Origin of the sequence: Tenacibaculum discolor (assembly GCF_003664185.1) — a bacterium.
Classification (GTDB): Bacteria; Bacteroidota; Bacteroidia; order Flavobacteriales; family Flavobacteriaceae; genus Polaribacter; species Polaribacter discolor.
In genome coordinates this window covers 150,240-172,416 of the sequence record NZ_RCCS01000006.1, presented here as the reverse complement: position 1 = coordinate 172,416, position 22,177 = coordinate 150,240, and the positions used below count along the sequence as shown (strand labels likewise).

Genomic DNA, 22,177 nt, shown 5'->3' with positions numbered 1-22,177 from the left:
AATAGAGACAAATATAATTGAGTAGACTGATATATTTTAATTTTTTCTATTTAATTTCGCCTTATATTTTTTTGTTATTATGACCACAATTAACGCAGCAACATACCCTATTCATTTTGAAGAAAAAGGCTATAATGAATTAACTTCTTTAGTTTCTGAAAAAGATTATTCTTCAGTTTTTATTTTAGTGGATGACAACACTTTAGATTTTTGTTACCCTCGATTTATGCAATTATTTGCTACAGATAAGCCGATTGAAGTTATTCAAATTGATGCTGGTGAGGTTCATAAGAATATAGAAACTTGTATGGGCGTTTGGAATGTAATGACTGAATTAGGTGCTGACAGAAAAAGCTTGTTAATAACTTTAGGTGGCGGTGTTATTACTGATTTAGGTGGTTTTGTAGCTTCTACTTTTAAGCGTGGAATTGATTTTGTAAACATTCCTACTACTTTGTTAAGTATGGTAGATGCTTCTGTTGGTGGTAAAACAGGTGTTGATTTAGGTGTGTTAAAAAATCAAATTGGTGTATTTGCTAATCCTGAGTTAATTATTATTGACCCTGAATATTTGCATACATTAACTCCCAGAGAAATTCGTTCTGGTACTGCAGAAATCATTAAGTATGGAATGACTCATGATATTCGTTTGTTCAATGAAATTAAAGATAACGACAAACTAAATATTGTTGATTTAATTCATCGCTCGATAGAAATTAAGAATGAAGTTGTTTTGGAAGATCCTAAAGAACAAGGAGTTCGTAAGGTTTTAAATTGGGGACATACTATTGGACATGGTGTAGAGTCTTATTTTTTAGAGAACCCGAAAAAAGAAGCCTTAACACATGGTGAAGCTATTGCTATTGGAATGGTTTGCGAAGCTTATTTATCATCAAAAGTTTTAGAATTTTCTGAAGATAAAGTCTCTGAAATAAAAGATGCTATTATTAAGATATATGGTAAAGTACCGTTATCAAAAGAAGATTTTCAACCTATTCTTGAGTTAATGAAACACGATAAAAAGAATATAGGAGGAGAAATTAACTTTGTACTACTAAATGATTATGAAGATTTTAAAATAAATAGTAAAGCTTCTGATGAATTAATCAAAGAAAGTTTACAATTTTATAATTCATAAAGAGTTTTTTTACATCTTTATTTTAGTTTTCCATTTATATACTCCTTGGCTGTTTTATAAATAGCATCTACTTCTTTAGTACTGAATCCACTAAATTCACCTAAAGGAAAACAAATAGTAGCATATGTTTTAAAAAACTTATGTTCTTCTGAAGACAACATCAAAAGCTTAGATGTGTGTGCTAAAACTTTTAGAGTTGTATTTAATTCTTCACTTGTTTTTTCAGAAGGATATACTACATAACTTCCTACAATAGGATATTCAGAATCTTTGAATGGTGTAGTTGGAAAGTTGTCTATTATTCCTCCATCAGAATAAAGCATATCGTTTATTTTCACAGGATTGAATAAACCTGGTAATGCGCATGAAGCTAAAACTGGTTTTAATAACTCACCTTCATGAAAATACTCAGTTGTACCTCTATTTAAATTGGTTGTTGATACCGTTAAAGGTATCTCTAGTTCTTCAAATGTTGGTTTAATTTTATCTTTAATTAATCTTGCATAATTCGAGGAATTAAAAATTCCTGGTTTAGCAATTGTTATCCATGTAAACTGGAAAATTTCTGTCGTTTTAAAAAAATTTAATATTTCTTTTGGCCTCATTCCTGAAGCATACATAGATCCTACAAGAGAGCCTGAACTACAAGCCGAAATAGCATTTATTTTAATGTTTAACTCTTCAAGTTTTTCTAATAAAGCAATATGAGCCACTCCTTTTTCTGCTCCTCCACTTAACACTAAATTAATTGGTACATTAGTGTCTAAGTTTTTTATTTTTTCAAGAGAACATTGATATTTTTCTTTAATCATCTTTTTCTATTTATTAGCTTTCTTAAATATAGTATAATAATTCTATAATTAACTCACATAACATTTTTTATAGAGTTTTTCATAAGCTGGTAAAATATTATCTAAAGAAAATAACTTTATATGTTCTTTAGCATTTTCTTTAAACTCATTTAAAACCGTATCATCTTTTAGGATATTAATTGCATTATTGGCCATACCTTCAATATCACCTAACTCACTTAAAAAGCCTGTTATTCCATTAATGTTTACTTCTGGTAATCCTCCTGTATTTGTAGAAATAACTGGTGTACTTGCGGCCATAGCTTCTAAAGCTGCTAACCCAAAACTTTCTGTTTCAGATGGTAATAAAAACACATCTGTATAACATAGTATTTTTGCAACTTCTGTACTATTTCCCATAAAAAGAACCTTGTCTTCAATTTCTAACTCTTTAGCTAAATTTTCCGCTTTTAAGCGTTCTGGTCCATCACCAACCATCAATAATTTTGAAGGAACTTCTTTTTGAACTTTATTAAAAATTCGAATTACATCGTCAGTACGTTTTACAGGTCTAAAATTACTTATATGTGTTAATATTCTCTCTTCTGGTTTAGCTAATGCTTCTCTTTTACACTCTCCTTCATGTGCCTTATCATACTTTTCACCATCAATAAAATTATATACAACTTTAATATCTTTTTCTATATTAAATAATCGAAGTGTATCTTCTTTTAAACTGTTGGATACGGCAGTAACTTCATCCGATTTGTTTATACTAAATTCTACTGCTGTTTTGTATGTTGGATGGCTTCCTACCAAGGTTATATCTGTACCATGTAGTGTTGTTACAACCTTTACATCAATCCCCTTATCTTCAAGCATCTTTTTTGCCATATAGGCAGCATATGCATGTGGAATCGCGTAATGTACATGTAATACTTCAAGATCATATTTTTGTACTATTTCTACCATCTTACTAGATAAAGCTAACTCGTAAGGCTGATATTGGAATAGTGGATATTCTTCTAAAACAACTTCATGAAAATGTAAACGGTGAGAAAAGAAATCTAATCGAACAGGTTGATTGTAAGTTATAAAATGTACTTCGTGTCCCTTATCTGCTAATGCCATTCCTAATTCGGTTGCTACTACTCCACTCCCTCCAAAGGTAGGATAACATACAATTCCTATTTTCATGTGTATCTGTTGATTATTTTTTGAATATAATTACTGACGTAAATTTACGGTATTACTTACTTTTTTTTGTAAAGATTTTCATAAAATAAAACGCCATTACGTAGTTTGTAATGGCGTTTTTAATATTGATTATAAAGTTTTTCTTAGTAATCTCCTAAAGTTTCAGGATTTTGAGCTAAAGCAACCTCTAACTGTTCATCATTAGGTGCTTTACCATGCCATGCATGTGTATTCATCATAAAATCAACTCCATTCCCCATTTCTGTGCGTAATAATACACAAACCGGCTTTCCATTACCTGTGCGTGACTTTGCTTCTGCCATTCCTGCTAAAACAGCTTCAACATTATTACCTTCTGCAATCTCTACAACGTCCCAACCAAAAGCTTTAAATTTAGCTTTTAGGCTTCCCATAGCTAAAACTTCATCAGTAGATCCATCTATTTGCTTTTCGTTTACATCTACCGTAGAAATTAAATTGTCAACTTTTTTAGCCGCTGCATACATAACAGCCTCCCAAATTTGACCTTCTTGTAACTCTCCATCACCATGTAATGAATATACAGTTTTGTTATCACCGTCTAACTTTTTTGCCTGAGCAGCACCAATAGCAACACTCATACCTTGACCTAACGACCCCGAAGCAATACGTATTCCTGGTAAGTGCTCGTGTGTAGTTGGGTGTCCTTGTAAACGAGAGTCTAATTTTCTAAATGTATCTAACTCAGCTACAGGAAAAAATCCACTACGAGCTAAAACACTATAATAAACTGGCGAAATATGTCCGTTTGATAAAAAGAATAAGTCTTCGTTTTTACCATCCATAGAAAAATCAGTAGAATAATCCATGATTTCTTGGTATAAACACGTAAAAAATTCTGCACATCCTAAAGATCCTCCTGGATGTCCTGAATTTACAGCATGTACCATGCGTACGATGTCTCTACGAACTTGTTGTGTAAACTCTTGTAATTGTTGTGTTGTTGGCATTATTGTTTTGTTTTATGCCCACAAATGTAATTGATTATGGAAAAATGAGCAATTACTTTTTTATTTAAGTAAAAGAAAAAGGGTTCATATGAGTTAAGTTTTCTTTTTCGTTAAATTTTCCCTTTCTAATTGAATAATTACTGAACCCTTTATTTACGTGGTTCAAAGAACTTGTTTGTTTGTTTGATTTACAAATAGTTATACACGTATTTTATAAAAAACGCCTTTTATAAATAGATAAAAAACTCATTTACAACATGTTAATTAAAATCAAAAAATCATGATTTTTTGGTACTTTTGGCCTCTATTTGATTATTTTTTATGAAAAAGATATTTGTTTTACTCCTAGTTATTGGATTAAGTTTAAAAGTTTATTCTCAAAATCATATAAAACAAGACACACTATTACAAAAAAGTTTTGAAGAACTATCTGAACTTTTTTATACAAGTAAACCTGATACTTTAAAAGCAACTATATATGCTAAAAAGTATTTTTCAAAAGCTTTAAAAGAAAAAGATACTTTACGGATGATGTCTGGTAAATATTTTTTAGCTGACATTTTAAATAATGAAGACATCTATTTAAATTTTTGTGACTCACTAATTAGAATAACTAAAAATAAACCGACTAAAAAATACCCATCAATTATTTACTTTCAAAAAGGTAAGTTCTTCTTCCATAAAAGGAGGAATAGCGAAGCCCTAAAAGAATTTCTTTTAGTTAATGAAACAAAAGATAGTATTAAAGCATACAAGAATATGTATTTGGGAATGATTAAATCATCAATAGGTGAAAAAGAAAGAGCTCTTTCTTTTTATCTAAAAGCTTTCAAATACTTAAAAAACAGAAATAAATTACATAAAACAAACGAGTATCTTTCTTTACTTAACAACATCACTTCAATTCACTTAAAGAAAAAAAACTTAGACTCAGCATATTATTACAACGCTAAAAGTATTAATTCAAGTAAAAAGTCAAATGATACACTATTTTTACATTTTTCATATTTTATGAAATCATTAATTAATTTTGAAAATAAAAAATATGAAAAAGCGTTAATTGGGTTTCATCAATTTATACCATTTATAATTGAAGACGAGAATTATGTAGTACTTAACCAAACATATACTTTAATGGGTATTTCTTATGACTCTATTAATAATTATAGCTCTTCCCTTAAGTATCATAAAAAAGCCGATTCTATCTATAAAATTAAAAATTTATCTTCAAAAAAATTAGAAGATAGTTTTATGTTTCTTTTAAAGCATTATAGAAAAAAGAATAACTTAAAAAAACAACTATTATATATAGAAAAATTACTAAAGTTAAAAGATTTCAACCTGAACGAAAAAAATAAAATAAATAAAATCCTTACTGAAAAATACGACATCCCTAACCTATTAGCAGAAAAGAAACAAGTTATTGAAAAGTTAGAGAATGAAGTACAGGAGTCTAGAAGAAACAAAATTATTTATATTTCTTTGTTAGTTTTTTCATTTGTTTTAATAAGTTATCAAATCAATAAAAAAAGAGTTTATAAAAAGCGATTTGCCGCTCTGATGAAACAAAATGAAGCTACGAAAACAAAAGAAATAGAGAAAAATATAACACAAGCTACTAGTAAACACGTGCTTTCTGATGATACTGTCACTACTCTTATGGAAGGGCTTGAGATGTTTGAAACACATGAAGATTTTTTAGACTCTAAAATCAACTTACAACTATTGGCTGACCGGTTACCAATACAAGCTACTTATCGAAAGTAATCAATCAATATAAAAACACTTCTTTTTCTAATTATGTCAATCAACTTAGGATAGAATATACGGTTGAAAAACTTAAAAATGATACTTTATGGAGAAAGTATACTGTAAAAGCTATTGCACAAGAAGTCGGATTTAAAAATGCAGAGTCTTTTTCAAAAGCTTTCTATAAATTCACTAGTATAAAACCTTCTTATTTTATTAAAGAGTTAGAAAAAACAGAAACTAATTAAAAAGGTTACTGCATACTATTGACGTCTATGTAAGTAAGTGTTTAACGCTTATATATTGCATTCCAAAAACATAATTTTGATTTTTCGGTATCACTAATCGTATAGTGATACTTTTATCTTCTTCCAATCTATAACTAATACTAGAGTTATTAATTTTTTGATAAAAAGGAAAAATAACTTGCTCAGGTACTGATTCTAACATAGTAATAGTTTCTCTATTATAATTACCAGAGATATGTATTTCTATGGTCATGTCAGAAACCGATGTTATATATGAATTAATATACTTTAAAATTCCTGTTTCTTCATTAAAAACAGTTTCCCATGAAATTACCGAATCATCCCAATTACTCGGAGTTTGATATGCATACAAAAAAGCTGCTGATGAAAACCAATTACCAAATAAAATCCTTTGACTTGAAGCCTGATTAAAGGTTATAGTGGTTGTAATAATCGCTTTTTCCACTTGTTTATTAAACTCCATCAAAGGATTAGATACTACTAAAACTGGAAATTCCGGATAAACAGGGATTCTTATTGGATACTGATTTGATTTAACTATCAAATGTGATTTACTTGAATTTTCTATGGCTTCTTTAACTGTATTAATAGTTGGCGTATATTTTGGAACGGTATAGGGAACTATCCAATTTTCAGTATTATTATAATTATTCAAACCTATTTCAATAGATAAAGGTTGATTTATCTGCGCCTTCAGAATTTCTCCATAAACCTCACTAAAATAGTTTAAGGGAACTGTACTATCAAAAAACTCGTTTCCTATAGGAACTGAATCAAGAAGTTTTACAAAATCAGTTTCTGTTTTGGGTAAATCTGGTAAAGTTGCATAAAATGTAAAATCACATAGTTGCGCGTTAAACAATCCTGCTAGTTCATTTAATACTAAATAATTGAGGCTCTCGGGGGACTTCATACCTTTAGTTTTAAGTTAATTATTTAATTTAAAAAAGATAAAGTAGAGCACATGTTTCCATGTGCTCTTTTTACCAAAAAAGATTAAATTAATCTTGAAGGTGCTTTTAAAATGTGATTGTCACTACCACCTGTTACTGCTCTATCTGTTGGAATTACTCCCATACCAAGAATTTGTAAATTTCCTTTTTCAGATGTAATTCTTACAGAAATTGATTTATCATCATTAAATTTATAGCTTGAAGTAGCTTTTGATGAAGATCCAGACGTATAGAATGGCCATACATTAGTTTCTGTACTTTTTTGAATTTCTTCGTAGTCAGATTGACTATAAGTTGCCCATGATTTTACCTCTATTGTATAACCTGATACAAGTAAAGCTTGGTTGTTTACTCTTTGTAAGGTACCAGATGGTCCAAATAAATTATTCCAGTCTTCTTTTGATTGAAATTGATCTGGGTTTTTATACATATCTGTAAAATAGCCTGAGAAAAACCATCCACCAGCTCTAACAGGTAAGAAAGCATATTTATGAAAATGCATGTCAACAGTTATTCTGCTTGCTGAAGCTTTTTCATTCAACGATTTTGATACACTATTAGATTTCTTTCCCCAGAAACCTACTCCTGAAGAACCATTACTCTGTGCCCAAGAATTTTCAATATTATCATTTGATGTTGATGAATCAAAATGAATATCTGCAGTAGATCCTTTTACATCAACTAATGTCTTTAACTCCTCTAAGCTAGGTGTGTAAATAGGGTTTGTCCCCATATTACCTCCAATCCAATTGTTAGAGTTTGTATAATTACTCATAGCTATTTTGTACAAGAACGTATTAGTATCTTCTGTTTTACTTAGCATAGTAGCGTAGTTACCACTTAAGTTATTTAAGGGGTTTCCTTCATACAACACGCCTACAGATTTAGGGGGAATGCCATCAAAGTAATTATATAGTTCTTGAGCTAAATTTTGTACTGGTAATACCCCTTGTATCATTTGAAAACTTTTATCACTTAAGTTTAATGATTGACAAAGCGTGTTGTACATTCCGTTAGTTGGAGATATCATATTTGCTTCTCCTACCTCTTTAGTCAAGGCACCATTAGATGGCTTTGCTAGATTTGTTGCCATAATAATTTAGTTTTAAGTTAGTGTTACCTACTCTTTTTAGGCTTTTCGGTGTACGCCTAAAAACCAAAACTATTCAACAGATGATCAAACCATTAAACTAAAGAATGAAATATGAAATTGCGCGCTAATCATAAAACATTCAACACATTACAAAATGAATTTTGGTTTTACTCTTACTAAGTTATATAAATAAAAAGCTAGTTTCTTTACAAAAACCTTAAACGTAGGTTATTAATATATTAAGGATTATTAAAAAGGTATAGGAGTTAACAAAAAACAAACATAAATAACTAATTTACAATTATTTAAGTTTTTTGTTTTTTCTTTTTAGCTGCAGGAAACAGTACATTATTCAATATTAAACGATATCCTGGTGAAGTTGGGTGTAAATCTAATTCTGTTTTAGGGTCTCCTACCCTATGCTGATAATCTTCAGGGTCATGGCCACCATAAAAGGTAAACATTCCCTTACCTTTAGTTCCATGAATATAACGTCCTTCTTTATTAGTTTTGTTTTCACCTAAAACAATGATGGTAGATTTTATGGTATTAGGATCAAAAGATGTTGTTTGCCCCATGAAACCTTTTACTAACATCGTGTGGTTTTGGGTAAGCATTGTTGGAACTTGATCCCATTTTGCAGAAAATTCTTTTAATACAAAGTAGTCTACTTCTTTTCTTATTCTTCGTTTACGAGTCATATCTATTGAAGAGAACTCATACGTAGTAGGATTCCGAATCAATTCAAAATCTTTAAACGCAAATGTTTTATTAAAATTTATTTTCGATTGGTAATTAGGTTCTGAAGCATCACCATCAAACATTCCTTCACAAATATCTACACCATCTGCAGCCAGCGCAATATCAAAACTATCGGTTGCAGAGCACATCGCAAACATAAACCCACCACCTACTACATAATCACGGATTTTTTTAGCTACGTCTCCTTTTTCTTCTGATACTTTACTGTATCCTAGTTTTTTTGCTAAAGCTTCTGCATCTTTTTTTTGTTGAATGTACCAAGGCGCTGTTCTAAAAGCTCCATAAAAACGCCCATACTGACCTGTAAAGTCCTCATGATGCAAGTGTAGCCATTCATACAACAATAGTTTATCATTTAGTACTTCTTCATCATAGATTACATCAAACGGAATTTCAGCATATGTCAGTACCATAGTTACTGCATCATCCCACGGCATTTTATCTTTCGGTGAATACACCGCTATTTTAGGGGCTTTTTCTAAAGTTACTGCTTCTTGGTTTTTAGATGGTGATGAAATTTCTTCTAAAATTAATGCTGACTTAGCATCAGAAATGATTTGATAGGATACACCTCGTATTTTGCATTCTTTTTCTACTGCTTCATTATTTTCAATTAAGAAAGCACCTCCATCATAATTCAATAACCATTTTGCCTTCAACCCATTTTCTAAAGCATAGTAAACAATACCATAGGCTTTTAAATGATTTTTTTGATTTTCGTTACTCATAGGTACATAAATAAATGATGCCCATAGAGAGTTAGAAAAAAGGAAAAATGTTAGTATGTAGAGAAATTGTTTCATATCAAAAACTAAAATACACAATTACTTTTAAGCAATTATGTATTCTATAATATTTTAAGTTTTATTTAAAGATTAAAACGGAACATCATCATCGCTAGGTCCAAAAGCATCTTCTGGTGAAGCAAAATTACTAGACGCTACTTCATCGTTAAATCCTGAGTTCATACTCGATTGGAATTCACTACTAAATCCTTCTTCTAAATCTGAGAATTTTGCCAAGTGTCCTGTAAACTTTAAACGGATATTATCTAATCCACCATTACGGTGTTTTGCTACAATAAACTCTCCTTGTCCTTCACATGGTGAGTGATCATCATCATCCCATTCTGTCATTCCATAGTATTCAGGACGATAAATAAACGATACAATATCGGCATCCTGCTCAATTGCTCCAGATTCACGAAGATCGGATAGTAACGGACGTTTACTTCCTCCACGGGTTTCAACCGCACGTGATAACTGAGAAAGTGCAATTACAGGTACATTTAATTCTTTACCTAGTGCTTTTAAGTTACGCGAAATCGTCGAAATTTCTTGTTCACGGTTACCTCCTGCCCCTCCGGCTGTCATTAACTGTAAGTAATCAATAATTAAGATTTTAACTCCGTGTTGCGACACTAAACGACGTGCTTTTGCACGTAAATCAAAGATTGATAGTGCAGGTGTATCATCAATAAAAATAGGTGCATCAGAAAGTTTTTTCACCTTCACGTTTAATTGCTCCCATTCGTGTGGTTCCAAGTTTCCTTTACGTAATTTTTCAGAAGTTAATCCTGTTTCTGAAGAAATCATACGGGTAATTAACTGTACCGATGACATCTCTAGTGAGAATAATGCTACTGGGTGTCCGAAATCAATCGCCATATTTTTTGCCATCGATATTACGAAAGCGGTTTTACCCATACCGGGACGTGCTGCAATAATGATTAAATCGGTAGGTTGCCAACCTGAGGTTAATGCATCTAGTTTGGTAAATCCTGTTGCCAAACCACTCATTCCCTCTTTGGTTGAAATTTCTTGAATTTTATTAATCGATTGTTGTACTAACGAATCGGCTCTTTCAGCTCCTTTTTTAAGGTTTCCTTGTGTTACTTCAAATAATTTTCCTTCGGCATCATCTAACAAATCAAAAACATCAACAGTTTCATCATATGCATTTTCAATAATTTCTGAAGAAATGGTAATTAGTTTACGTTGAATAAACTTTTCTAGGATAATTCTAGAGTGAAATTCAATATGAGCAGATGAGGCTACTTTTTGAGTTAACCCAATTAAGTAAAAATCTCCTCCAGCTAAATCTAACTTTCCATTTTTCTTTAATTGATTTGATACAGAAAGTAAATCAATTGGCTCTGAGTTTTGGAAAAGCTCATAAATAGCTGCATAAATTTCTTGGTGCCTTTTATCATAAAAAGCATCTGGATGCAAGATATCAATTACTTCATCAATCCCTTTTTTATCAATCATCATAGCGCCCAAAACAGCCTCTTCTAACTCTAAAGCCTGCGGTGGTAACTTTCCTTTTTCTAAGCTTATAATTCTAGCTTTATCTATTTTTGTTCCTTTGAGAGATTGGGTTCTTTCCATAACAGCAAAAGTAAATTTTTAAGATGATATTTTTAGAGACTATGCTCAATTTTCTTTATGCACATTTTTTGTAAATAAACTGTTATTAACTTGTTGATAACGTTACAACTTTCTTATTTTTGGAGGCATGCATAACCTAAAAAAATATTTTTTTGTTGCTTTATTTTTACCTGTTCAAGTAATTTTTGTGCTTTTTATTAGCCAAAAACCACAGTGGATTGAGTTTTATTATAGTAACGGAATTTATCCTTACATTTCTCAATTCTTTCGAACTATTTTAGGTTGGGTTCCTTTTTCTGTTGGGGATATAATTGGTTTTGGTTTGCTTTACATTTTATTAAAATCTATCTATTATTTAATTAAAAAAAGGTTTCAAAACTTCCTTCCTAAGTTAGTAAAATTTATTGCAATTCTATCTATTATTTATTTTTGTTTTTATGCTTTTTGGGGATTAAATTATTTTAGACAGCCTTTGGCTAAGAATCTTGGACTAAAACAATCTACCTATACAACTGATGAGTTAATTTCAACCACTAAACATATTGTAACAGAACTAAACAAAATTCATTTACAAATAACAAAAAATGATTCAGTTTCTGTAATAGTTCCATATTCTCAAAGAGAAATTTATAAGTTAGCTCCAACTGGATTCCAAGAACTCTCAAAAATATACCCTCAACTGGCTTATCAAACTTCCTCTGTTAAAAGTTCTTTAGTTAGTTTATTTCAGTCTTATAATGGAACTTCAGGATATTTAAATCCAATAACAGGAGAAGCTCAAGTAAACAACATGATTCCTAAAACTGGTTATCCAGCAACGACCTGCCATGAAATGGCACATCAAATTGGTTGGGCAGCTGAGAATGATGCTAATTTTGTGAGTTTTTTAGCTTCAATAGCCAATAAAGACTTATATTTTAAGTATTCTGGCTACCGTATGGCTTATAACTATTGCATAGGCCAAGTTTATAAAAGAGATAAAGAATTAGGTAAAGAAATAGCTAAAACGGTAAACAAAGGTATTTATAAAGATTTTAAAGCTACTTACTTACACTGGAAGCAGTTTAAAAACCCTATAGAACCTTATTTAAAGAAAGGGTATAACTCTTATCTTAAAGCCAATAATCAATCTAAAGGGATTCAATCGTATAGTTATGTTGTTGATTTGTTAATTGCTTATTTTAAAAAGAAAGATTCCTAAAAATTTCATCTTGTTTCAATTGACAAAATACATTTGAAATGGCTATTTTTGATGCTTTAAAAATACTACGATGAACAAACAACATATAATCGACCGATTTGTAAAGTATGTAACTATTGATACTGAAAGTGATCCTAATAACCCAGCATTTCCTAGTACTGAAAAACAATGGAATTTAGCTAAAGTTCTTGAAAAAGAACTTAAGGAAATAGGAATGGAAGATGTTGAATTAGATGAAAATTGCTATTTAATGGCAACGTTACCTAGTAATTTAGATTATGAAGTACCAACTATTGGTTTTGTTGCTCATATTGATACTAGTCCAGACTTTACTGGAGCTAATGTAAAGCCTCAAATTCATGATAATTACGACGGAAAAGACATCTTATTAAACAAAGAAGAGAACATCGTTTTATCTCCTGATTATTTTGAAGATTTATTACAATATAAAGGTCAAACTATCATTACTACTGACGGTACTACTTTATTAGGTGCTGATGATAAGGCTGGTGTTACTGAAATTGTTTCTGCAATGGAATATTTAATCCAAAACCCAGAAATTAAACATGGTAAAATCCGTATTTGCTTTACTCCTGATGAAGAAGTTGGTAAAGGGGCTCACATGTTTGATGTAGAGAAATTTGGAGCTGAATGGGCTTATACCATGGATGGAAGTCAAATTGGTGAGTTAGAATACGAAAACTTTAATGCTGCTGGTGCTACAGTTACTATTCAAGGTAAAATTGTACACCCAGGATATGCAAAAGGTAAAATGATTAATTCTATGCTTATTGCTAGTGAGTTTATCAATGCTTTACCTGAAGATGAAGTTCCTGAAAGAACAACTGGTTATGAAGGTTTCTTCCACTTACACCATATGGAAGGTAAAGTTGAACAAACTACGTTGAGTTATATTATTAGAGATCATGATATGGATCAATTCAACAATCGTAAAAAAGCTATGTTAGATTTAGCTGAAGTTTTGAATGCTAAACGTGGACAAAAACTAGTTTCTGTTGAAATTAAAGATCAATATTTTAACATGAAAGAAAAAGTTACTCCTGTAATGCACATTGTTGATATTGCTGAAGAGGTAATGAAAGATATGGGAATTACTCCGTTAATTAAACCTATACGTGGTGGTACTGACGGTTCTCAATTATCATACAAAGGGTTACCATGCCCTAACATTTTTGCTGGTGGTCACAACTTTCATGGACGTTACGAATATGTTCCTGCTGAAAGCATTGTTAAAGCTAGTGAAGTAATTGTTGGAATTGCACAAAAAGTAGCTGTAAAGTTTAATTAATTTTACATACAACATATATAAAATCAAAAACTCTAGCTTCCGCTAGAGTTTTTTTATGATATTTTTACCCCTTAAAAAAATATCATTCTGTTTGAAATAAATCCCCTTAATTTTATTTCATCGCAAATATGATTCTTTTTAAAGGATTATATTATAGGAAAATTCCCTTTTGCCTAGACGTAAAACCCCTAATTTTACAAAAAAACACAATTTTGTAAATTTCTTTCATTTTATTTTTTGTAATCAGTCACCTCTATACTTTTGCCGATAAATATTAAAGTAAATGAATAGACAAGACCTTTTAAAGCTAGCTGATAAGTATCAGTCACCTTTGTATGTTTACGACACTGAAAAAATTATTTCTCAGTATAAAAAGATAACATCTGCTTTTTCTAAAGTAAAAAACGTAAAGATTAATTATGCTGTTAAAGCGTTATCAAACATTAATATTCTAAAGGTTTTCAACAAGCTTAACAGCGGTTTAGATACAGTTTCTATTCAAGAAGTTAAACTTGGCTTATTAGCAGGTTTTGAGCCTCATGAAATTATATATACACCTAATGGAGTTTCTCTACAAGAAATAGAAGAAGTAGCTAAATTAGGGGTTCAAATTAATATTGATAACTTATCCATTTTAGAGTTATTCGGACAAAAACACCCTAAAATTCCTGTTTGTATTCGTATTAATCCGCATGTAATGGCTGGTGGAAATAGCAAAATATCTGTAGGTCATATCGATTCTAAGTTTGGAATTTCAATTCATCAAGTACCTCATATAAAAAGAGTTGTTGAAAATACAGGAATGCATATTAACGGAATACATATGCATACTGGTTCTGATATTTTAGATATTGATACTTTTTTAAGAGCTACAGAAATTTTATTTGACACAGCAAGACAATTCAAAGATATTGACTTCATTGATTTTGGTAGTGGATTTAAAGTTCCCTACAAAAAAGATGATATTTCAACAGATATAAATGAGTTAGGTAAAAAGTTATCTACACGATTTAATGAGTTTTGTAAAAACTACGGTAAGGAAGTTACGCTAATGTTTGAACCTGGAAAATTTTTAGTGAGTGAAGCTGGGTATTTTTTAGCAAAAGTAAATGTTATTAAACAAACAACTTCTACTGTTTTTGCTGGTATTGATAGTGGTTTAAACCACTTAATACGTCCTATGTTTTACAACTCTTATCATTACATAGAAAATCTATCTAACCCAAAAGGAAGAGAACGTTTTTATAGTATTGTTGGATATATCTGTGAAAATGACACCTTTGGTTCTAATAGAAGAATAAGTGAAATATCTGAAGATGATATATTGTGTTTCCATAACGCAGGGGCGTATTGTTTTTCTATGGCTTCAAATTATAATTCAAGGTTCAGACCCGCTGAAGTTATGATTTACAAAGGAAAAGATTACTTGATTAGAAAAAGGGAAACTATGGAAGATCTTCTTAGGAATCAAGAAAGTGTTACTTTATAGTCCTACACTTAAAAACTCTGACCTTTACTAAGGTCAGAGTTTTTTTAAAATATAATCAACCCCTCAAAGACTATATTTTAAAACGTTGTAATTAAAGTCCCCTATCTTTATTTACATCTACAAATATCACTTATTTATTTCAAAAATTTAACAGGAAAAGCACCCTTTATTATAAAATTTTTAACTAATAAACAAAAAAACCACCCAAAAAATGAGTGGTTTTATAAGTTTTCAAGCTGTCTTTTTTTTAAAATATATAGCGTAAACCTATTTGCATTTGCCAACGAGAAAGTAAACTAGAATCGAAACCAAATGTTTGTTCTTGGTTGGTACTAAATGTATAAGTAGGTGCTTCAGAATAATCAGGCACATAATTAGCAGGATCTGTATTCATAGGATCTACATCAGGGAATCTTACACCTAAAGGTTGTACATTATTAGGCTGTTGTACTACTCCCCAATCTGAGTTAATTAAATTACCTACATTTAAAATATCAAGACTTAATTGTATAGTATTTTGTTTTTCAGCAGATACATTAAAATTAAAATCTTGTAATATTTTTAAATCCCATTTACCTCTCCATGGTGCTAAGGCCCCATAACGTTCAACATACTGCCCTCTTCTTTCACTTAAGTATTCATCTTGCTGTATATAGCTTTCAAATGCAGATGCTTGAGCAGGATCACTAAATTGCATTTGATTGAGTTCTGAACTTGTCGGAACATACAATAAATCATTTACAGCAGAACCATCATTATTAATGTCTCCTCCATAAGTATAATTAAACCTTCCTCCTTGAGCATACTCAAAGAACGTTGAAATAGTCGTAGCAAACTTATCTCCTCCATATGTAAACTTTTTAGAAAGAATACCTATAATTCTATGTGTATCTCCATATTTAGAATATGATAATACATCATTATTTGCATTTCCTACTACAGGATTAAAAGCAAAAGCATCACCTGTAATTTCTGCTTCAATAGAGTTTACATCTTTTGCATTTAAGTAGTTATAAGCTACACTTGTATACAATCCATTTTCAAAAGTTTTTTGAAGTTTTAAAGAAGCATTCCAAACTCGACCTTTATCGGAGTTTGTGAATACATAAGCATTGTTACCTTTATCGCTTCCTTCATATATTTCTCTAGTATCAAATGGTGTATTTAAAGTAGCACTAGGTTCTCTAAGCCCCCAGTTTTGTACATGTGCCCCATTAATATCTTTTGTATAAGAAATATCTGTGGTCGCTATAATTCCATTTTCAAATTTCCAATCTAGTCCTAAATTTGTTCTCCAAACTTGTGGGAATTTAAAGTCAGGGTCAACTAATTGGAAGAAACCATCGTCAGCTCCACTTACTTGGTTTCCAATCCACACGAAAGGTAAGCGTCCTGTAAACACACCTGAACCACCACGAAGTTGCATTGTATTATTTCCTTTTACATCCCAGTTAAAACCTACTCTTGGTGAAATTAACCATTGATTAGTAGGCATTTTGGTTGAAAGTAATTTCTGTTCTTCACCTGTATTAGGGTTGTAGTACAATACTGAATTATCTCTGGTTGCTCCATTATCAGTATTAATAAATTTCTGAATTAAACTAGAAGTATTGAAATACAATGGTTTATCAAAACGAACTCCGTAAGTTAACTTAAACTTATCATTCATTTCCCATTCATCTTGTACATAAAATGCTAATTGACCTACATTTAGTTCAGATAATTTCCATCCTCCATCAACTCCAACACCTGCTGCGTTAAAAGCTCTGTATCTATCTTTTGCATATGCTAAATTAGTAGCTAAAATACCATTAGGATCAGCAGCATCACTTAAAAAATTAGCTACACTTGGATATGGTCCTCCAAAATTAGGTATAGTAAATGTTCCTCTATATGGAAAAGTTCCAAAATTATCATAAGCTGCCAAATTGAATGAATTCTCAAATTCAAATTGTTCAAATGAAAAACCAATAGTATAGGTATGATCTCCTTTGAAAAAATTCATATTATTAGTCAATTGAAATACTCTTTGATCAAGCGTATTATGAATCGAAAATGGTTCATGACCAGCTATAATATAATTACTACCATTACCATCTTGTATGGTAATTACTGGTGCTGGTGCAGATAAAGGATTTCTAAAATCATCAAAATGTGTATAACCTATTTGTAATTTGTTAGTTGTTGTTTCTGATAAATTAGAGTTTAATTCTAACTGAAATGAATTTAAGTTATTATTAATTTCATACCCTGAATTTTCAAATTGTAATGTAGAAAAACTTGGACCTCTAATACCTAAAGCTGTTGGATGCGCAGGAGTTTCTTTTGAAGCTCTAAGGAAATTATAAATTAACGCTAATCTGTTTTTATCGTTAATATTCCAATCTAATTTAAAAATCCCTTTAGTAGATTCAGAACCATAAGTAAAACCTTCATAAGCTCCCGTATCATATCCTAAAGCAGCTAAGGCATCACGAACAGCTATCATATCCGATTCTAAAACTCTAGATTCATTAACAGCTCCGCTACCTTTATTCGGTATCCAACCAGCAGTACCTAAGTCTTCTCTATCATCTTTTTCAAAATTTGCGAAGAAAAATAATTTATCTTTAATTAAAGGACCTCCTAAACTTATACCATATTGATTTTGACTCAACTTAGGTTTTACAACTTTTTGACCTTTGATTTTACCGCCAGTCATATCCTGATTTCTGTAAAATCCATAAACTGTACCTGTAAATTCGTTAGTACCACTTTTGGTTACAGCATTTACAGAAGCTCCTGTAAATCCTGATAAAGTTACATCATACGGCGCTGTTGAAACTGAAATTTGTTCAATTGCATCTAACGAAATTGGCTGTGAACCTGTTTGACCTCCTGGTGTTGGTGAATCTAAACCAAAAGGGTTATTAAAAATAGATCCGTCTAATGAAAAGTTATTGAACTGATCGTTTCTTCCTCCAAATGAATTTCCACTCGCAGTTGGTTCTAAACGGGTAAAATCTGCAGCCGAACGTGAAATAGTTGGCAAGGTTTTTAATTGAACTGCACTAACACTTGTTTGTGCTCCTGTTCTATCATTATTAAAAACTTTACTTCTTGTTGTTGATATAACAATTTCTTCTAATTGTTCTCCATCCTCAGATAAAGTACCATCAATATTTGTTGTTTTACCTAAAGTTAAAAAAACGTTTGTTACTTCTTGTGATTTAAACCCTATATAACTAAATGTTACTTTATAAGGACCTCCTACCCTTAAGTTAGGTATGGTGTATCTTCCATTGTCTTGGGCTACAGCTCCTGATATAGTACCTGTCGGCTCATGTAAAACAACAATGTTAGCACCAAACAAAGGTTCACCCTGATTGTCTGTTACAGTTCCTTTTATTTTTGATGTGGTTACCTGGGAATAAATGGATAAACTCAAAAAAACAAAAGAAAAAATTATTAATTTCTTCATAATAGTTCTGATTTTGTTTATGTTACATCCCAAATTTAAGCATAAAAAAAATCCGCTCGACCGAGCGGATTTATACTTTATTAACATGTATTTAACAATTTAGTTACTATTCAGCAACTACTTCAAATACGATGTCTACTACAACAGCTCTGTGTAAACGTACAGCAGCATTGTATTTTCCTAATCTTTTTACGTTACCTCCAGTAACTTTGATAAATTTCTTATCTACTTCAGTACCTGCTTTAGCTAAAGCTGCAGCAACATCAATGTTGTTTACTGATCCAAATAATTTATCTCCTGAACCTACTTTTGAAGCTATTTTGATTTCATAACCTTTAACAGTTTCAGCTATTTTGTTAGCATCTTCTATTAATTTAGCTTCTTTATAAGCACGTTGCTTTAAGTTTTCTGCTAATACTTTTTTAGCTGAAGAAGTAGCTAAAATTGCATATCCTTGAGGTATTAGGTAATTACGTCCGTAACCATTCTTAACAGTTACAACATCGTCTTTAAAACCTAAGTTTTCTACGTCTTGTTTTAATATCAATTCCATGTTTCTACTTCTTTATTATTTTAACATATCTCCAACGTAAGGCATTAAAGCTAAGTGACGAGCTCTTTTGATAGCTTGAGCCACTTTACGTTGATATTTTAATGATGTTCCTGTTAAACGTCTTGGTAAAATTTTACCTTGTTCGTTTACTAAATACATTAAGAAGTCTGCATCTTTGTAATCGATGTATTTAATACCGTTTTTCTTGAAACGACAGTATTTAGCTTCCTTTTTAGTTTCGATATCAAGCGGAGTTAAGTAACGTACTTCTCCTTGCTTGTTTCCTTTTGCTTGTTGTTCTATAGATGCCATTTCTTACTTTTTTGCAGATTTAACACGGTTTCTTCTCTTTTCAGCCCAAGCTGCAGCATGCTTATCTAACTTTACAGTTAAATAACGCATAACGCTATCGTCACGTCTAAACTCTAATTCAAACGGAGCAATTGCATCACCTGCTACTTTGTACTCAAATAAGTGGTAAAATCCACTTTTTTTCTTTTCGATTGGATAAGCTAATTTTTTTAAGCCCCAATCTTCTTTAGAAATCATTTCTGCACCTTTAGAAAGTAAATAGTCCTCAAACTTCTTTACTGCTTCCTTTATCTGAGTTTCAGATAAAACGGGATTCAAAATGAAAACAGTTTCGTAATGATTCATAATTAAATTATTTAAAATTTATTTTTAAGCCTGCAAATATACTGCTTTTTAATCCATAAACAAACTCTACGACTTAAATAATTTAATGATTTTGTGTAAGTTTGTAACTAAACACTCTTTTTTATGCAAATCCCTGAAATTCCTAATTTAGTTCATTATGCTATTCCTTTTTTTATCTTAACTGTTATAATAGAGGTAGTACTAACTGTTAAAGTTAAACTAGAGGATTATGAATTTAAAGATGCTGTTACATCCATAACTATGGGATTAGGGAATGTTTTTATAGGACTATTTACCAAAGGATTAATATTTGGAGTGTTTTTATTTCTTTATCAATATCGCCTATTTACTATTCCGTTTACTTGGTGGGCTTGGTTTATTTTATTGTTTGCTGAAGACTTTGCATACTACTGGAACCATCGAATTGCACATGAAAGTAGACTCTTTTGGGCCAGTCATGTGGTACATCATTCTTCAACTAAATACAATTTAAGCACTGCTTTACGTCAAACTTGGTCAGGAAGTTTTTATACTTTCATATTTTGGGCACCATTAGCTATTATAGGCTTTCATCCATTAATGATAGTAACTCAAATGAGTATTAGTTTGTTATATCAATACTGGATTCATACTGAGCTTATTGATAAAATGCCTAAATGGTTTGAAGCTGTTTTTAACACTCCAAGTCATCATAAAGTTCATCATGCTACGAATCCTCAGTATCTGGATAGAAATCATGCAGGAATCTTTATTATTTGGGATAAGCTTTTTGGAACTTTTGAACCTGAAATAGAAAAACCAGTGTACGGTTTAGTTAAAAATATAAATACGTATACCCCAATTAAAGTGGCTTTTATTGAATGGTATAATATGTTCAATGATGTTTTTACTAGTAAAACCACATTAGGGAAGAGGTTTTTGTACTTTTTTAAACCTCCTGGTTGGAAACATGATGGTACTGGAAAACTTTCAATGCATTTGCGTAAAGAATGGGAAGAAAATAAAAAAGGAGAAGTTTAAACTTCTCCTTTTTTATTGGCACCGCCAAAAGGAAATAATCCTCAAAAGCTAGCCTTAATGTAGTTTACTAATTAATATCAAATCGAAGACCTAATGAAATATTTCTTGTATCTGTATTTTTAAACAATGGATTTAAATCATATTTAGCATATAACCCAATTCCTTGGTAAGCAACATAAGCACTTAATCCGTAGTTATATTTGTTCATATTAAAGTTATTCTTCTGAACTTCTTCAACTGTAACTCCTTGGGCATTTTTATATTCTAAATACTGACGAGTTCCTAACTTGAATCCAAAGAAACCACCTACACCAACTTGGAAGCTTTGATGCGTTCTATCAACAATTTCTCCATCAGAATATTTTTTGTTTTTCGAAAAATCGAACTCTAAATGCATTGGAAAGGTCATTTGTACATGTCGTAATCTACTTTCAGAAAGTTGTTCTGGGTGAATACTTAAATTTGTTTCATTTCCATTTACAGTATGATATTGATTGTTTTTAGCTCTTAAATTATTCCACAGAAAAGAAAAACCGTATTTAAAATATGCTTTTGATGGTTCTTTTGATAACCGTGTTTTCCATGTAAAACCTAACTCATAAAAATGCGATTTCCAAAACTTATAATCTGAATCCTTTAAAGAGCTTAGTTTATTATTTGTTAATGTATTATTTGCTCCTATAGCAAAAACAAATTGTGTTGTAGTTCTTTTTCTTCTTCTTTTCTTTTCTCTTTCAACTTCATCTTCTTCATCGTCAGAAAAGTTTAGTCTGAACTTAAATTTTGCTATTTCAAAAGTTTGCTCTCGTGATTCTTCTTCATTGCTAAATATTTTACCATCAATTTTGTCTTGTACAAGTTGTTGTAGTTTTTGTTCCTGAAAACTAACTTTTTTCTCTATTTGAGCTGCATGGTAGTCTGCTGCTTCTTTTTTTAATATAGCAGCTTCATCAAATGTTATTTTATTCTTTTCTAATTTTGCATTAATCTCTTTTACTTTAATCTTTAAAGAGTCTTTTTGCTGTTTAGTAATACTATCAATACTCATTGATATTTTCTTTACTTCTTTTTCAAATACTTTTTCTTGAGATTGGGCAATAGTTGTTACAAACAACACTAATAATAGTATTCTTTTCATTTTAATAATTTTAAATTAA

19 protein-coding genes are annotated in these 22,177 nt (G+C 30.8%); 7 read left to right on the top strand and 12 right to left on the bottom strand.

The window, feature by feature from the left end; genetic code table 11:
• The first annotated feature begins 79 nt into the window (after window positions 1-79).
• Window positions 80-1,138 (top strand): 3-dehydroquinate synthase, encoded by a 1,059-nt coding sequence (aroB, locus tag C8N27_RS06930; protein ID WP_121146783.1) that lies wholly within the window; start codon window positions 80-82, stop codon window positions 1,136-1,138.
• 17 nt (window positions 1,139-1,155) lie between these two features.
• Here aroB and C8N27_RS06925 read toward each other — a convergent pair whose 3' ends face one another.
• From C8N27_RS06925 to C8N27_RS06915, 3 genes are all read right to left on the bottom strand, one after another.
• The gene (locus C8N27_RS06925) at window positions 1,156-1,950 is read right to left on the bottom strand and encodes a patatin-like phospholipase family protein (protein WP_121146782.1); all 795 of its coding nucleotides are present in this window, start codon (window positions 1,948-1,950) and stop codon (window positions 1,156-1,158) included.
• A 48-nt stretch (window positions 1,951-1,998) separates the two neighbouring features.
• Entirely contained in the window at window positions 1,999-3,126 is a 1,128-nt protein-coding gene (bshA, locus tag C8N27_RS06920; protein WP_121146781.1) for an N-acetyl-alpha-D-glucosaminyl L-malate synthase BshA, read from the bottom strand.
• A 143-nt stretch (window positions 3,127-3,269) separates the two neighbouring features.
• Window positions 3,270-4,115 (bottom strand): transketolase, encoded by an 846-nt coding sequence (locus C8N27_RS06915; RefSeq protein WP_121146780.1) that lies wholly within the window; start codon window positions 4,113-4,115, stop codon window positions 3,270-3,272.
• Window positions 4,116-4,436: 321 nt separating this feature from the next.
• Between C8N27_RS06915 and C8N27_RS06910 the strand changes: the two genes are divergently transcribed.
• Window positions 4,437-5,882 carry a hypothetical protein gene (locus C8N27_RS06910; protein WP_121146779.1) on the top strand — a complete coding sequence of 482 codons (1,446 nt, stop codon included), beginning with the start codon at window positions 4,437-4,439 and terminating at the stop codon, window positions 5,880-5,882.
• The gene (locus tag C8N27_RS16195) at window positions 5,882-6,112 is read left to right on the top strand and encodes a helix-turn-helix domain-containing protein (RefSeq protein WP_121147007.1); all 231 of its coding nucleotides are present in this window, start codon (window positions 5,882-5,884) and stop codon (window positions 6,110-6,112) included. Before C8N27_RS06910 ends, C8N27_RS16195 begins: the two co-directional genes overlap by 1 nt.
• Before the next feature lie 25 nt (window positions 6,113-6,137).
• Here the strand turns inward: C8N27_RS16195 and C8N27_RS06900 are convergent, their stop codons facing one another.
• The 4 genes from C8N27_RS06900 to dnaB form a co-directional block, all read right to left on the bottom strand.
• On the bottom strand, window positions 6,138-7,046 hold the full coding sequence (locus tag C8N27_RS06900; protein ID WP_121146778.1) for a hypothetical protein: 909 nt from the start codon (window positions 7,044-7,046) through the stop codon (window positions 6,138-6,140).
• Window positions 7,047-7,129: 83 nt separating this feature from the next.
• Entirely contained in the window at window positions 7,130-8,179 is a 1,050-nt protein-coding gene (locus tag C8N27_RS06895) for a hypothetical protein (protein ID WP_099214468.1), read from the bottom strand.
• Window positions 8,180-8,484: 305 nt separating this feature from the next.
• Window positions 8,485-9,669 carry an asparagine synthetase B gene (locus C8N27_RS06890; protein WP_121146777.1) on the bottom strand — a complete coding sequence of 395 codons (1,185 nt, stop codon included), beginning with the start codon at window positions 9,667-9,669 and terminating at the stop codon, window positions 8,485-8,487.
• A gap of 147 nt (window positions 9,670-9,816) precedes the next feature.
• The gene (gene dnaB / locus C8N27_RS06885) at window positions 9,817-11,331 is read right to left on the bottom strand and encodes a replicative DNA helicase (protein WP_047788883.1); all 1,515 of its coding nucleotides are present in this window, start codon (window positions 11,329-11,331) and stop codon (window positions 9,817-9,819) included.
• Window positions 11,332-11,458: 127 nt separating this feature from the next.
• Between dnaB and C8N27_RS06880 the strand changes: the two genes are divergently transcribed.
• The 3 genes from C8N27_RS06880 to lysA all read left to right on the top strand — a co-directional run bounded on the left by C8N27_RS06880 (window position 11,459) and on the right by lysA (window position 15,330).
• The gene (locus tag C8N27_RS06880) at window positions 11,459-12,532 is read left to right on the top strand and encodes a DUF3810 domain-containing protein (RefSeq protein WP_121146776.1); all 1,074 of its coding nucleotides are present in this window, start codon (window positions 11,459-11,461) and stop codon (window positions 12,530-12,532) included.
• A gap of 70 nt (window positions 12,533-12,602) precedes the next feature.
• The gene (pepT, locus tag C8N27_RS06875) at window positions 12,603-13,841 is read left to right on the top strand and encodes a peptidase T (protein ID WP_121146775.1); all 1,239 of its coding nucleotides are present in this window, start codon (window positions 12,603-12,605) and stop codon (window positions 13,839-13,841) included.
• 283 nt (window positions 13,842-14,124) lie between these two features.
• A complete protein-coding gene (lysA, locus tag C8N27_RS06870; RefSeq protein ID WP_099214472.1) occupies window positions 14,125-15,330 on the top strand; it encodes a diaminopimelate decarboxylase in 1,206 nt (401 codons plus the stop codon).
• Between the two features lie 247 nt (window positions 15,331-15,577).
• Here the strand turns inward: lysA and C8N27_RS06865 are convergent, their stop codons facing one another.
• The 4 genes from C8N27_RS06865 to rpsF all read right to left on the bottom strand — a co-directional run bounded on the left by C8N27_RS06865 (window position 15,578) and on the right by rpsF (window position 20,000).
• Window positions 15,578-18,790: a TonB-dependent receptor gene (locus tag C8N27_RS06865; RefSeq protein ID WP_208639306.1), complete on the bottom strand. Its 3,213-nt coding sequence runs from the start codon at window positions 18,788-18,790 to the stop codon at window positions 15,578-15,580.
• A 106-nt stretch (window positions 18,791-18,896) separates the two neighbouring features.
• Window positions 18,897-19,343, bottom strand: coding sequence for a 50S ribosomal protein L9 (gene rplI, locus C8N27_RS06860; RefSeq protein ID WP_099214474.1), 447 nt, complete (start codon window positions 19,341-19,343; stop codon window positions 18,897-18,899).
• A 15-nt stretch (window positions 19,344-19,358) separates the two neighbouring features.
• Window positions 19,359-19,655 (bottom strand): 30S ribosomal protein S18, encoded by a 297-nt coding sequence (gene rpsR / locus C8N27_RS06855; protein ID WP_028892048.1) that lies wholly within the window; start codon window positions 19,653-19,655, stop codon window positions 19,359-19,361.
• Between the two features lie 3 nt (window positions 19,656-19,658).
• Window positions 19,659-20,000, bottom strand: a complete 342-nt coding sequence (gene rpsF, locus C8N27_RS06850; RefSeq protein WP_099214475.1) for a 30S ribosomal protein S6 — start codon at window positions 19,998-20,000, stop codon at window positions 19,659-19,661.
• A 123-nt stretch (window positions 20,001-20,123) separates the two neighbouring features.
• Between rpsF and C8N27_RS06845 the strand changes: the two genes are divergently transcribed.
• On the top strand, window positions 20,124-21,020 hold the full coding sequence (locus C8N27_RS06845; protein ID WP_121146774.1) for a sterol desaturase family protein: 897 nt from the start codon (window positions 20,124-20,126) through the stop codon (window positions 21,018-21,020).
• Between the two features lie 67 nt (window positions 21,021-21,087).
• On the opposite strand, the gene C8N27_RS06840 is transcribed toward C8N27_RS06845, so the two are convergent.
• Window positions 21,088-22,158 (bottom strand): hypothetical protein, encoded by a 1,071-nt coding sequence (locus tag C8N27_RS06840; protein WP_121146773.1) that lies wholly within the window; start codon window positions 22,156-22,158, stop codon window positions 21,088-21,090.
• Window positions 22,159-22,177 lie beyond the last annotated feature (19 nt).

What these genes read in the sequence shown, in the direction of transcription:
- aroB (WP_121146783.1), top strand. Translation starts at nt 80, where the DNA reads ATGACCACAATTAACGCAGCAACATACCCTATTCATTTTGAAGAAAAA.
- C8N27_RS06840 (WP_121146773.1), bottom strand. Translation starts at nt 22,158, where the DNA reads ATGAAAAGAATACTATTATTAGTGTTGTTTGTAACAACTATTGCCCAA.
- bshA (WP_121146781.1), bottom strand. Translation starts at nt 3,126, where the DNA reads ATGAAAATAGGAATTGTATGTTATCCTACCTTTGGAGGGAGTGGAGTA.
- C8N27_RS06915 (WP_121146780.1), bottom strand. Translation starts at nt 4,115, where the DNA reads ATGCCAACAACACAACAATTACAAGAGTTTACACAACAAGTTCGTAGA.
- rpsF (WP_099214475.1), bottom strand. Translation starts at nt 20,000, where the DNA reads ATGAATCATTACGAAACTGTTTTCATTTTGAATCCCGTTTTATCTGAA.
- C8N27_RS06880 (WP_121146776.1), top strand. Translation starts at nt 11,459, where the DNA reads ATGCATAACCTAAAAAAATATTTTTTTGTTGCTTTATTTTTACCTGTT.
- C8N27_RS06895 (WP_099214468.1), bottom strand. Translation starts at nt 8,179, where the DNA reads ATGGCAACAAATCTAGCAAAGCCATCTAATGGTGCCTTGACTAAAGAG.
- C8N27_RS06925 (WP_121146782.1), bottom strand. Translation starts at nt 1,950, where the DNA reads ATGATTAAAGAAAAATATCAATGTTCTCTTGAAAAAATAAAAAACTTA.
- dnaB (WP_047788883.1), bottom strand. Translation starts at nt 11,331, where the DNA reads ATGGAAAGAACCCAATCTCTCAAAGGAACAAAAATAGATAAAGCTAGA.
- C8N27_RS06900 (WP_121146778.1), bottom strand. Translation starts at nt 7,046, where the DNA reads ATGAAGTCCCCCGAGAGCCTCAATTATTTAGTATTAAATGAACTAGCA.
- C8N27_RS06910 (WP_121146779.1), top strand. Translation starts at nt 4,437, where the DNA reads ATGAAAAAGATATTTGTTTTACTCCTAGTTATTGGATTAAGTTTAAAA.
- lysA (WP_099214472.1), top strand. Translation starts at nt 14,125, where the DNA reads ATGAATAGACAAGACCTTTTAAAGCTAGCTGATAAGTATCAGTCACCT.
- pepT (WP_121146775.1), top strand. Translation starts at nt 12,603, where the DNA reads ATGAACAAACAACATATAATCGACCGATTTGTAAAGTATGTAACTATT.
- C8N27_RS06845 (WP_121146774.1), top strand. Translation starts at nt 20,124, where the DNA reads ATGCAAATCCCTGAAATTCCTAATTTAGTTCATTATGCTATTCCTTTT.
- rplI (WP_099214474.1), bottom strand. Translation starts at nt 19,343, where the DNA reads ATGGAATTGATATTAAAACAAGACGTAGAAAACTTAGGTTTTAAAGAC.
- C8N27_RS06865 (WP_208639306.1), bottom strand. Translation starts at nt 18,790, where the DNA reads ATGAAGAAATTAATAATTTTTTCTTTTGTTTTTTTGAGTTTATCCATT.
- C8N27_RS06890 (WP_121146777.1), bottom strand. Translation starts at nt 9,669, where the DNA reads ATGAGTAACGAAAATCAAAAAAATCATTTAAAAGCCTATGGTATTGTT.
- rpsR (WP_028892048.1), bottom strand. Translation starts at nt 19,655, where the DNA reads ATGGCATCTATAGAACAACAAGCAAAAGGAAACAAGCAAGGAGAAGTA.